This is a genomic window from Pseudomonas sp. BP01 (genome assembly GCF_022760795.1).
Classification (GTDB): domain Bacteria; phylum Pseudomonadota; class Gammaproteobacteria; order Pseudomonadales; family Pseudomonadaceae; genus Aquipseudomonas; species Aquipseudomonas putida_Q.
On record NZ_JAFBKA010000050.1, the window covers coordinates 1 to 12,153 of the forward strand.

Below are 12,153 nucleotides of genomic sequence, written 5' to 3' on the forward strand. Positions count from 1 at the left end.
CGCCCACCCAGTCCCACATGGGGAAGATGTTTTCTTCGCGAATGCCGAAGGCCACGGCGGCGGCCTTGTTGCTGGAAACCGCGATGAAATGGCGGTACAGCTCGGCTTCCGAGCCGCCCTGGGCCAGGTACCAGGTGCGCGCGGCCATGGCGTTTTTCAGGGTCTCGAGGGTGTTGAACGACTTCGACGAGACGATGAACAGGGTGGTTTCGGCGCGCAGGTTGGCTGAAAGCTCGTGGAACTCACTGCCGTCGATGTTCGCCAGGTAGTGGCAGCGTACACCGCGCTGGGCGTAGGGCAGCAGCGCCTCGGAAACCAGCTCGGGGCCAAGGAACGAACCACCGATGCCGATGTTGACCACGTCGGTGATCGGCTTTTCGCTGTAACCGCGCCACAGGCCGTCGTGGATGCGGCCGACCAGTTCGGTGATCTGGTTGAGTACCTTGTGCACTTCCGGCATGACGTTCACGCCGTTGACGCTGAGCTTGTCGCCCACCGGCCGGCGCAGGGCGGTGTGCAGCACCGGGCGGCCTTCGGAGGCGTTGATGATTTCGCCGTTGAACATCGACTTGATGGCGTCCTGCAGGCCCACTTCGTTGGCCAGGTTCACCAGCAGGTCGCGGCTTTGTTCGGTGATCAGGTTTTTCGAGTAGTCGAGGAACAGGCCGCAGCAGCTCAGGGAGAACTGGTCGAAGCGTTGGGCATCGGCGGCGAAGGCTTCGCGCATGCTGAAGCCTTGCATGGCGTCGCGGTGTTGCTGAAGCGCCTGCCAGGCGGGCAGGGCCGTCACATCGTGGGGAGTACGGTAATACGCCATTGCGCGGGGTTCCCTTGGTGCGTGGTGATGCCTTGGACACGGCAGTCATTGCCGGGTTCAGGCTGGCATCATTATAGGCAAAGGCCACGCACTGGGAATGGGTATGGCAAGGTGATTTTGGGGGCGCCTGTGGGAGCGGGCATGCCCGCGAATGGGCTGCAAAGCAGCCCCTTACTGTTACGCAGTTTTTTCTTCCACATGCAGGTAAAGGTTGTCGATCAACCGCGTGTTACCCAGGTAAGCCGCCGCAATCACCACCAGGTCCCGGTCATCGATAACGGCCGGGCGCAGGCTCACGGCATGGCGCACTTCCAGATAATCCGTGCGCAACCCCGCTGCACTCAACTGCGCCTGCCCATCATCGACCAGCGCGGCAAAATCCCGTTGGCCACGGCCGATGGCCGCTGCAATGTGCTGCAACGTACGGTACAACACCGGCGCAGTCACACGCTGCTCCGGCGTGAGGTAGCCATTGCGCGACGACAGCGCCAGGCCATCTTCGGCACGCACTGTGGGCTCGCCAATGATCTGCACCGGCATGTTCAGGTCGCGCACCATGGCGCGGATCACCGCCAGTTGCTGGAAGTCTTTTTCACCGAACACCGCAAGGTCGGGCTGGACCATGTTGAACAGCTTGCTGACCACGGTGGCCACACCTTCGAAATGCCCCGGCCGGCTGGCGCCGCACAGGCCTTCGGAAAGGTGGGGCACGCTGACGCGGGTTTGCACGCTCATGCCGTCGGGGTACATCTCTTCCACAGTGGGCGCGAACAGCAGGTTGCAGCCGGCCTGCAGCAGGCGCTCCTGGTCTGCGGCCAGGGTGCGCGGGTACTTGTCGAGGTCTTCGTTGGCGCCGAACTGCAGCGGGTTGACGAAGATGCTGGCCACCACGAAATCGGCGCGCTGCGCAGCCTTGGTCACCAGGGCCGCGTGGCCGCTGTGCAGGTTGCCCATGGTCGGCACGAAGCCGATGCGCTTGCCTTCACCGCGAGCGCGGGCGACGGCGGCGCGCAACTCGCGGACGGTCTTGACTGTATTCATGCACTGAACCCGTGTTCGCTACCTGGGAAGCTGACTTGCTTGACCGCCTCGACGTAAGCGACGAGGGCGCTGTGGATATCAGGCTGGCCTTGCATGAAGTTTTTCACGAACTTCGGCACCCGGCCGGTCAGCGACAGGCCGAGCATGTCGTGCAGTACCAGCACCTGGCCATCGGTGGCGCTGCCGGCGCCTATGCCGATCACCGGAATGCCCACGGCATTGGTGATTTCTGCCGCCAGTTCGCTGGGCACGCATTCGAGCAGCAGCATGGCCGCACCGGCCTGTTCGAGGGCGATGGCGTCGGCGCGCATCTGCCGGGCCTGGGCTTCCTGGCGGCCTTGCACCTTGTAGCCGCCCAGCACGTTGACAGTCTGCGGCGTCAGCCCCATGTGCGCGCACACCGGCACGCCGCGCTCAGCCAGCAGACGGATGGTTTCGGCCAGCCACGCAGCGCCTTCGATCTTGACCATGTGCGCGCCGGCTTGCATCAGCGTGGCGCTGTTGGCAAAGGCTTGCTCCGGGGTGGCGTGTGCCATGAAGGGCAGGTCGGCAAGGATCAGCGCGCCGTCATTGCCGCGTTTGACACTGGCGGTGTGGTAGGCCATGTCCGCCGTGGTCACCGGCAGGGTGCTGTCGTGGCCCTGCAGGACCATCCCCAGCGAGTCGCCCACCAGCAACACTTCAATGCCGGCCTGGCTGGCGGCCTTGGCGAAGGTCGCGTCGTAGCAGGTCAGCATGGTGATTTTTTCACCCTTGGCCTTGAGGCCATTGAGGGTGGTAAGGGTTACTTCAGGCATGTCGGAAAATCCTCGTTCAGGCGCTGTAAAAAACGACTGCATTCAACGCGTGTAGTCATCTTCCGGAGCGGCACATCATCGCGCGTGATGTTCGGGCACAGGTCCGTCCGGGCCTAAATACGGGTATGCGGCACTTTGGTGCCACACGGGACGCCTATAGTCGTGAGCGAGGTGGGGGAAGTCAATCACCCTGTTACCGCATTGTTACGATCAGGGTGTTACTGGCGTTACCGTGGCAGGGGGCAAGGCTGGAGCGCCCGGTTTACAGGCGCTCAAGGCCGACGAACGGGCAGTCGTCGAGCAATTGCGCAAGGGCGCGGCCATCTGCCAGGTGGAAATCGTTGGGCACCAGTTCGGCCAGTGGGTACAGCACGAAAGGCCGGGCATGCATGTGGTAATGCGGCACTTTCAGGCGTGGCTCGTCGAGTACCTGGTCACCGAACAGCAGGATGTCCAGGTCCAGCGTGCGCGGGCCCCAGCGTTCCTTGCGCACGCGGCCCTGGCCGTTCTCGATGGCTTGCAGCGCATCGAGCAGCGCCAGTGGCGGCAATGCGGTGTCCAGGGCGGCGACAGCGTTGGTGTAACGCGGTTGGCCGGGCAGCAGTGAATCGCTGGTATACAGGGCCGAAGCCGCTACCAGGCGCGTGCCCTCGACCTGGTCAAGCGCCTGCAAGGCACTGCGCAGTTGTTCGGCAGGTGCATCCAGGTTGCTGCCAAGGCCGACGTAGGCGCGAGTTTTCACTCGGACGCCTCGTCACCACCGCGCTTGCGTTTGCTGGCGCTGCGTTTGCGTTTGCGCGGGCCAGCACCGGTGCCTTCGTCACGGCTGCCCAGTTCGCGAATCATCTCGCGGCGCTCGCTGTCGTTGGCATCCTGGTAGTCGGTCCACCACTGGCCAAGATCGTCGGTATCTTCCCCGGCGCTTTCGCGCAGCAGCAAGAAGTCGTAACCGGCACGGAAGCGTGGGTTGTCCAGCAGCATGTCGGCGCGTTTGCCGCTGCGCCGTGGCAGGCGCTCCTGCATGTCCCAGATCTCGCGGATCGGCAGGGTGAAGCGCTTGGGGATGGCGATGCGCGCGCATTGCTCGGCAATCAGGTCGTGGGCCGCGCCGTTCATGGCCGGTATCGGCGGCACGCCCTGGTTCTGCAGGTGCAGCACACGGGCCGGCAGGGCTGGCCACAGCAGCGCGGCGAACAGGAACGCCGGGGTTACCGGTTTGCCCTGCTTTACGCGCAGGTCGGTGTTTTGCAAGGCCTGGCTGATCAGTGTGTGGGCGTAGGTCGGGCGCTCGTCCAGGGCGTGGGCACTGGCCGGGAACAACGGCTCGAACAGCTGCAGGTCGACCAGCATCTCGAAGGCGATGGCGCCTTGGCCGGAGAGGAACAGCTTGAGGCTTTCCTCGAACAGGCGTGCCGGTGGAATCTCGCGCAGCAGCGGGGCCAGTTCGCGGATCGGCTGGACCGTGTGCTTTTCGATACCGAAGTCCAGCTTGGCGGCGAAACGCACCGCGCGCAGCATGCGCACAGGGTCTTCCTGGTAGCGGTGGGTCGGGTCGCCGATCAGCCGCAGCAGGCGGTTGCGCACATCGTGCACACCGTTTGCGTAATCGAGAACGCGCTCGCTGACCGGGTCGTAGTACAGGGCATTGATGGTGAAGTCGCGACGTTGCGCGTCTTCTTCCAAGGTGCCGTACACGTTGTCACGCAGGATGCGGCCACTGGAATTGTGCGACGAACGGTGGCTGTCGCCCTGATCGTCTTCCGAGTGGGGAGCACGGAAGGTAGCAACTTCGATGATCTCACGGCCGAAATGCACGTGAACCAGCTTGAAGCGGCGACCAATGATGCGCGCGTTACGGAACTCGGCACGGACCTGTTCGGGGGTGGCGCTGGTGGCGACGTCGAAGTCTTTGGGCGTGATGCCCAGCATCAGGTCGCGGACACAGCCACCGACCAGGTAAGCCTGGTAGCCGGCGCTTTGCAGGCGTTCCACGATGTTCACCGCGTGACGGCTGAACTGGTGGCGCTGCAGCGAGTGCTGGCTCTTGTTGATCACCTCAGGCGTGGTGCGCCTGTGGTGCGGGCCCGGTACGGGCGGGCGGAAAGACTGGAACAGCTTCTTCAGCATGGGATGCACTGTGTGAAGGAATGTTCGGCCAAGAATAGGAGAATGGCCGCATGATGGGCGGGGATTCTAGCATTTACTCGGGGAATGGTGTAGGCGGGTAGCAGGATGCCTGCCAGAAGGGTAGAAACGACAAGGGGAGCCTAAGCTCCCCAAGAAGTCGTTGCGTGCTCTTATTATTTTTTTGCTGGGCTTTTTGTTTTTGTTGAGTGCCCTGTCCACAAATCTCGAAGCTTGTGAACGACCCCCAATCCAGGGGTTAAGAGCAAACGGATTGCTTTGGCCGCTGATGTCACGTTGATCTGTCGATCCAACCAGTTCAGGCGCTGCTTTTTAGTGCAGTTTTTGTTGTTCTCTGCCTGGTCGTGGGGCAAGCCCCAAACACGCATCCTCTCCAAAAGAATCAGTTAGCTGCGCCTCCGCCGTCTTGTTTTTATTGTGCGTGAGCCGTTTCGTCTTGTTCTTATTTTAGGTTGCAGTGCTTGTTATTGTTTTTGTACTAAGCATATAGCAGGTGCCGTGCCAACTTTTGAAAACCCAGTAAAATCAAGGGGTTGAGCGATTTTGGCAAAATTCTGCGGGCTGAAATCGGGGCGATTTCGTTACCGTACGCCTCGGGAACTGTTACGGCGGAAAGGTTGGGTAACAGATTTTTGTGGGAACTGATGTGTTACCTGGGGTGTTTCTGGGCCAGATGTGTTCGCCACACCCCGTTCAGCGCCTGTGGGATCGAGCGCCGCCCGCGCGGCGCATCGCCGGCAAGCCAGCTCCTACATTTGTTTCGGGCCAGTTATACCTGTGCCATTGGCGCGCGACCCCCTTGGAGCACGACGCGATATCGAAGGGTACAAACAAGGGACCGCGCGCCAATGGATCAGGACTGATTGGCCCGAAACAGATGTGGGAGCTGGCTTGCCGGCGATGCGCCGCGCGGGCGGCGCTCGATCTCCCAGGCGCCGCACTTGCTGCGGCGAACCCTGGAATTACTCGCTGGTAGCGTTGCTCTTGCGCCGTGGAATGCCCAGGCGCTGGCGGCGTTCCCACAGGCACTTGCGGCTGACGCCAAGCTTGCGTGCCAGTTCGGTCTCGGTCATGTGGTCCTGGTGCTCGAGCACGAAGTGCTGGAAGTAGTCTTCCAGCGACAGGTCCTCGGTCGGCTCGTGGCTGGCATTGGCAGCACTGGCCACCACCAGGGCGTTGTTGAGGATCTCATCCTCTTCCAGGTCACTCAGCTCGATGTCGATGCCCAGCAGTTCGGCAGAAATTTCTGCGCTCTCGCTGAGGATCACCGCGCGCTCCACGGCGTTTTCCAGCTCACGCACGTTACCCGGCCAGCTGTAATGACGAATGGCTTGCTCGGCTTCGGCCGAGAAGTGCAGGTCGTCGCGGCCGATACGCGCGCTCTGGCGCGCCAGGAAAGCACTGGCGATTTCGTTGACGTCGCTGCCGCGCTCGCGCAGGGCAGGCAGTTTCAGGGCGATCACGTGCAGGCGATAGTAAAGGTCTTCGCGGAACTGGCCGGCCTTGGCCAGGTTTTTGAGGTCGCGGTGGGTCGCGGCGATCAGGCGAACATCGACCTTTTGCGATTGCACCGAACCCACCCGGCGAATCTCGCCTTCCTGCAGCACGCGCAGCAGCCGGGCTTGGGCTTCCAGCGGCAGTTCGCCGATTTCGTCGAGGAACAGCGTGCCGCCGTCGGCGGCTTCTACCAGGCCCGCACGCCCGGCGCTGGCGCCAGTGAACGCGCCCTTCTCGTGGCCGAACAGTTCGGACTCGATCAGTGTCTCGGGGATGGCTGCGCAGTTCACCGAGATCATCGGTGCCTTGGCTCGGCGCGACAAGTTGTGCAGGGCGCGGGCCACCAGCTCTTTACCGGTACCCGACTCGCCCTGGATCAGCACGTTGGAGTCAGTGGGCGCCACCTTGCGGATCTTGCTGTACATGTCCTGCATCGGCGGGCACGAGCCGATGATGCCGATTTCGCCATTGGCCGCAGCCGCGCTGCCTTTGTCGGCCGGGGCGGCCTTGCCATTGGCGGCGCGTGGTTCGGCCGCCGGGGCGGGGGCCGGGGCGTTCTGCCGGTCGCGCAGGATACGCGCCACGGCCTGCAGCATCTCGTCGTGGTCGAAAGGCTTGGCGATGTAGTCCACCGCGCCCATTTTCATCGAGTCCACTGCCGAGCGCAGGCTGGCGTAGCTGGTCATGATCAGCACCGGAGTGCCCTGGCCGAGCTTGATCAGCTCGGTGCCAGGTGCGCCTGGCAAGCGCAGGTCGCTGACGATCAGGTCGAAGGTGGCAATGCTGAAGCGTTCCTGGGCTTCCTGCACCGAGCCGGCTTCGCTGACCTGGTACTGGTTCCGCTCGAGCAGGCGACGCAAGGCCGAGCGGATGATGGTTTCGTCTTCGACGATCAGAATGTGCGGCATTGATTCAATTCTCTCGACGGTCTCGAATTTCAGGGGACGTCGCTACGACATGCCGGGGCAGGGTCACGCGGATCCGGGTGCCACGTTGCCGTTCGATATCGGCCGGGCTGTCGATGGTGATTTGCCCATAATGCTCTTCCACGATGGAATAGACCAGAGCGAGGCCTAGTCCGGTTCCCTCGCCCGGGTCCTTGGTGGTGAAGAAGGGTTCGAACAGGCGGTCCATGATGTTCTTCGGTATCCCGCTGCCCTCGTCCTCGACGATCAGGTCGACGGTGTGTTCGCTGACCTCGCTGCGCACGCGCACGGCGCTGCCGGGCGGCGAGGCATCGCGGGCGTTGGAGAGCAGGTTGATCAGCACTTGGGCCAGGCGCTGCGGGTCCCCTTCGGCCCAGTGGTCCGGGTCGCAGAGGTTGAAGAACTGTACTTCGAAATTGCGCCGGTTCAAGGCCAGCAGACCGATGGCGTCCTGCGCCACTTCGGCCAGGCACACTGGTTCTTCGCTGTTCTGGTGGCTGCCGCCGGCATGGGCAAAACTCATCAGCGACTGGACGATGCGCGACACGCGCTTGGTCTGGTCGAGGATCTGGCTGGACAGCTCGATGATTTCGCCATCGCCTTCGCGTTCCTCGCGCAGGTTCTGCGCCAGGCAGGCGATGCCGGTAATCGGGTTGCCGATTTCGTGGGCCACGCCGGCGGCCAGGCGGCCGATGCTGGCCAGGCGCTCGGAGTGCACCAGCTTGTCTTCCAGGGCCTGGGTTTCGGTAAGGTCTTCCACCAGCAGCACAAGGCCGCTGTTACCGGGGGCCAACGGCTCGTCGATGGCGGCCTTGTGCAGGTTCAGCCAGCGCGGCTGCCCGTCCAGTGCCAGGCGCTGCTTGTGCAGGTGCTCGTCGGGCAGGTTGATGAAGCCTTGCAGCAGGCCACGCCAGGGTTCGTCGATGGTGAGCAGCCGCGAGCCGACCACGTGCTTGGCGGCAATGCCGGTCAGCTCTTCCATGGCCTTGTTCCACATCAGGATTTCCTGGTCCTTGGCCAGCGAGCAGACGCCCATGGGCAGCTCTTGCAGGGTCTGGCGGTGGTAACGGCGCAGGGCATCGAGCTCGGCGGCCAGGCCGGTCAGGCGCGAGTGATAGTCTTCCAGGCGGCTTTCGATGAAATGGATGTCTTCGGTCACGTAGTTTTCGTTACCGGACTTGTACGGCAGGAAGGTTTCGACCATGTCCTGGGCCACGCTCGGCCCCATCAGGCCGGACAGGTTGGCCTCGATGCGGTCGCGCAGGCGGCGCAAGGCGTAGGGGCGGCGCTCGTCGAACGGCAGGTAGAGGTCGCGCAGGGCCTGTTCCACTTCCTTTTGTGCGGCCTTGGCGCCCAGCGGCTTGGCCAGTTGGGTGGCGAACTCCTGTGGCGAGGCGGCGTGCAGCTCGCGGCGCTGCGGGCGGCGTACGTTGTCCACGGCGCAGGCTTCGGCCGCGCTGACTTCCTCCGTGCTGGCGTTGGTGAACAGCGAGATCAGGGTGAACAGCAAAACGTTGGCCGCCAGGGAGGCAATGGCCGCCATGTGCCAGCTGGTATCGTCCAGCACATAGATCATGTCCAGCAGCGGGATGTAGAAGCCCTGCAGATTGCCCAGCAGCGGCAGCAGCATGGTCACCATCCACACCAGGGTGCCAGCCAGCAGCCCGGCGATGAAGCCGCGGCGGTTGGCGGTGGGCCAGTACAGCACCGACAGCACGCCCGGCAGGAACTGCAGGGTGGCGACGAAGGCGACGATGCCCAGGTTGGCCAGGCTCTGGTGGTTGTTCTGGGTCAGGTAGAACATGAAGCCGGCGGTGATGATGGCGACGATCAGCGCGCGGCGGGTCCACTTCAGCCAACGGTAGATATTGCCTTCGGCCGGGGGCTGGTACAGCGGCAGCACCAGGTGGTTGAGGGCCATGCCCGACAGTGCCAGGGTGGTGACGATGATCAGGCCGCTGGCGGCCGACAAGCCGCCGACGTAGGCCAGCAGTGCCAATGCTTCGTTGTTGGCGGCAATCCCCAGGCCCAGGGTGAAGTACTCGGGGTTGGTAGTGGCGCCCAGGCGCAGGCCAGCCCACAGCACCAGCGGCACGGCCAGGCTCATCAGCAGCAGGAACAGCGGCAGGCCCCAGCTGGCACTGACCAGCGAGCGCGGGTTGAGGTTTTCGGTGAAGGCCATGTGGTACATGTGCGGCATGACGATGGCCGAGGCGAAGAACACCAGCAGCAGGGTGCGCCATGGGCCCTCCTGCAGCGGGGTGTGCAGCGCGGCCAGGGCGGTCTGGTTCTGCAGTAGCCACACTTCCAGCTCGTGCGGGCCGCCGAATACGCCGTACAGGGCGTAAAGCCCGATACCGCCCAGGGCCAGCAACTTGATCACCGACTCGAAGGCGATGGCAAACACCAGGCCTTCGTGTTTTTCGCGCGTGGCGATGTGCCGCGAGCCGAAGAAGATGGTGAACAGAATGATCAGCGTACAGAAGGCGAAGGCTACCCTGGCCTTGACCGGCTCACCGGTGAGGATGCTGATCGAGTCGGCCACCGCCTGGATCTGCAACGCCAGCAGCGGCAACACGCCGATCAGCATGATGATGGTGGTCAGTGCCCCGGCCCAGGTGCTGCGGAAGCGAAACGCCAGCAGGTCGGCCAACGATGATAGCTGGTAGGTGCGGGTGATCTTGAGGATCGGGTAGAGCAGCACCGGTGCCAGCAGGAACGCGCCGGACACCCCCAGGTAACAGGCAAGGAAGCCATAGCCATATTGGTAGGCCAGGCCCACCGAGCCATAGAAGGCCCAGGCACTGGCGTACACGCCCAGCGACAGGGTGTAGGTGAGCGGGTGGCGAATGATCGAACGCGGGATCAACCCCCGTTCGCTGATCCAGGCCACGCCAAACAGCACCATGAGGTACCCGGCGCTGATCAGGATCATCTGGGTCAGGCTAAAGCTCATCGGCATCTCGTTGGCTCTGCAGGATGAAGGTGACGACGATCAGGATCAGCCAGAGCAGGTAAGGGCGGTACCAGGCTCCGGTCGGTTCGATCCACCAGTCCATGATGGCCGGGGAGAACAGGTAGATCCCCACGACCAGAAGCAGGACCAAACGATAGATGTACATGCTGGCCTCGATGGTTGGGCGCTGCGGGCTTGGACTTATTATTGGCGCAAATGGCGGGGGGGATGCTAGCGGGAATCCATTGCGTTAGCCAAGGTTTTGAAATTATTGGGCTTTTGTTTTTGAGGGTTGGTTTGCCTGTGCTGGCCCTTTCGCGGGTAAACCCGCTCCCACAGAACGGCACCGCCTTCGAAACCTGTGAAGAACCTGTGGGAGCGGGTTTACCCGCGAAAGGGCCGGGCCTGCCTCAGCGCAAATCAGCCTCAGGCACCGTGGTGCGCTGCGCAATCGCCTCCGGCCGCCACTGCTGGCGGGCTATCGCCAACACTTCAGCCGGCGTTGCCAGCAGCAAATCGGGGTCTGCTTCCTGCCCCAGTGCCCGCAATGCCCGCAACAGCAGCGGTGTAGCATGCTCCGCCTGCAGTGGCGGCGAGCGGTACGATTTGCCCAGCTTGTGCCCATCCGGCTGCACGATCAGCGGAATATGCAGGTAGCGCGGCTGCGAAAAGCCCAGCAGTTCCTGCAGGTACAGCTGGCGTGGGGTGTTGTCGAGCAGGTCGGCGCCACGCACGATGTCGGTAACACATTGCCAGGCATCGTCCAGCACCACCGCCAGCTGGTACGCATACAGCCCGTCGCGGCGCTGGATGATGAAGTCGCCCACCTCACGCCCCAAGTGCTGCTGGTACTCGCCCTGCACCCGGTCGGTAAAGCGGTAGATCAGCTCTGGCACGCGCAAGCGGATCGCCGCACCTTCCCGGGCATGGCCGGCGTTACGGCAAAGGCCTGGGTAGATGCCGTTGTAACCCTCCAGTTGCTTGCGCGAGCAGGTACAGGCATAGGCCAGGCCCATGTTGAACAGGCGGTCGACTACTGCGGCATAGGCGTCGTGCCGCTGGCTCTGGCACACCACCTCGCCATCCCATTCCAGCCCGTAACGCTCCAGGGTTTGCAGGATGGCATCACGGGCACCGGGCATTTCCCGGGGTGGGTCGGTGTCCTCCATGCGCAGCAACCAGCGGCCGTTCACGGCGCGGGCGTCGAGCCAGGAGGCGAGGGCAGCGACCAGCGAGCCGAAGTGCAAAAAGCCGCTGGGGGTAGGGGCGAAGCGCCCGATGTAACTGGAGTCGGTCATGGTCAGGCTGGGCATATAAATGAAACGGGGCGCATCAAGCGCCCCGTTCAGGTGGAAGAAAGATCAGCCTTTGCCGACCGTTTTTTCCTTTTTCTCGGCGATTTCCTTGCAGTCGAAGCACAGGTCGGCGGTCGGACGGGCTTCCAGACGGCGCAGGCCGATCTCGATGCCGCACGATTCGCACCAGCCGTAATCTTCGTCCTGGATCTTCTGCAGGGTCTTGTCGATTTTCTTGATCAGCTTGCGCTCGCGGTCACGGTTGCGCAGCTCAAGAGCAAATTCTTCTTCCTGGCTGGCACGGTCGGCCGGGTCCGGGAAGTTCGCAGCTTCATCCTTCATGTGGTCTACGGTGCGATCCACACTCTGCATGAGCTCGCCTTTCCAGGCATTGAGAAGCTTGGTGAAGTGCTTCTTCATGGGCTCACCCATGTACTCTTCGCCCTTGGTCTCTTTATAGGGCTCGACACCGTACATGGTTTGACCGGTTTTTTGCTTTTCTACGGTGGACATGAATAGACCGCCTCTCACTCATCTGATCCAATGCGCAGGATGCTCCATCCCCGGCGACCGCCGGCCCTGCGACTGCGAGCCGCCGAACTTACCAGATAGATCGGGGGTGCGCTACCCCGCCCGATCCTGCTTATTGACATCGGCGCGAGCCGTACGTTCGTTGGCG

At 63.0% G+C, this 12,153-nt stretch carries 9 protein-coding genes and 1 pseudogene; all 10 read right to left on the reverse strand.

Annotated features, from left to right (window positions below):
* A pseudogene (locus tag JOY50_RS27650) lies at positions 1 to 817 on the reverse strand (glucose-6-phosphate isomerase); the annotation flags it as partial.
* A 177-nt stretch (positions 818 to 994) separates the two neighbouring features.
* Positions 995 to 1,858, reverse strand: a complete 864-nt coding sequence (gene panC / locus JOY50_RS27655; RefSeq protein WP_132844393.1) for a pantoate--beta-alanine ligase — start codon at positions 1,856 to 1,858, stop codon at positions 995 to 997.
* Entirely contained in the window at positions 1,855 to 2,655 is an 801-nt protein-coding gene (panB, locus tag JOY50_RS27660; RefSeq protein WP_019470466.1) for a 3-methyl-2-oxobutanoate hydroxymethyltransferase, read from the reverse strand. The genes panC and panB overlap by 4 nt, the downstream gene beginning before the upstream one ends.
* Before the next feature lie 262 nt (positions 2,656 to 2,917).
* Complete coding sequence (gene folK / locus JOY50_RS27665) at positions 2,918 to 3,397, reverse strand: 2-amino-4-hydroxy-6-hydroxymethyldihydropteridine diphosphokinase (RefSeq protein WP_132844395.1); 480 nt, start codon at positions 3,395 to 3,397, stop codon at positions 2,918 to 2,920.
* Positions 3,394 to 4,782: a polynucleotide adenylyltransferase PcnB gene (locus JOY50_RS27670; RefSeq protein WP_019470468.1), complete on the reverse strand. Its 1,389-nt coding sequence runs from the start codon at positions 4,780 to 4,782 to the stop codon at positions 3,394 to 3,396. The genes folK and JOY50_RS27670 overlap by 4 nt, the downstream gene beginning before the upstream one ends.
* Positions 4,783 to 5,762: 980 nt before the next feature.
* Positions 5,763 to 7,205, reverse strand: coding sequence for a sigma-54 dependent transcriptional regulator (locus tag JOY50_RS27675; RefSeq protein WP_132844399.1), 1,443 nt, complete (start codon positions 7,203 to 7,205; stop codon positions 5,763 to 5,765).
* A gap of 4 nt (positions 7,206 to 7,209) precedes the next feature.
* On the reverse strand, positions 7,210 to 10,185 hold the full coding sequence (locus tag JOY50_RS27680; RefSeq protein ID WP_165931624.1) for a sensor histidine kinase: 2,976 nt from the start codon (positions 10,183 to 10,185) through the stop codon (positions 7,210 to 7,212).
* Entirely contained in the window at positions 10,169 to 10,345 is a 177-nt protein-coding gene (locus JOY50_RS27685) for a hypothetical protein (protein WP_003250005.1), read from the reverse strand. The genes JOY50_RS27680 and JOY50_RS27685 overlap by 17 nt, the downstream gene beginning before the upstream one ends.
* 244 nt (positions 10,346 to 10,589) lie before the next feature.
* Positions 10,590 to 11,477, reverse strand: a complete 888-nt coding sequence (gene gluQRS / locus JOY50_RS27690) for a tRNA glutamyl-Q(34) synthetase GluQRS (protein ID WP_165931629.1) — start codon at positions 11,475 to 11,477, stop codon at positions 10,590 to 10,592.
* Positions 11,478 to 11,540: 63 nt separating this feature from the next.
* On the reverse strand, positions 11,541 to 11,987 hold the full coding sequence (gene dksA, locus JOY50_RS27695; RefSeq protein WP_016501618.1) for an RNA polymerase-binding protein DksA: 447 nt from the start codon (positions 11,985 to 11,987) through the stop codon (positions 11,541 to 11,543).
* Positions 11,988 to 12,153 lie beyond the last annotated feature (166 nt).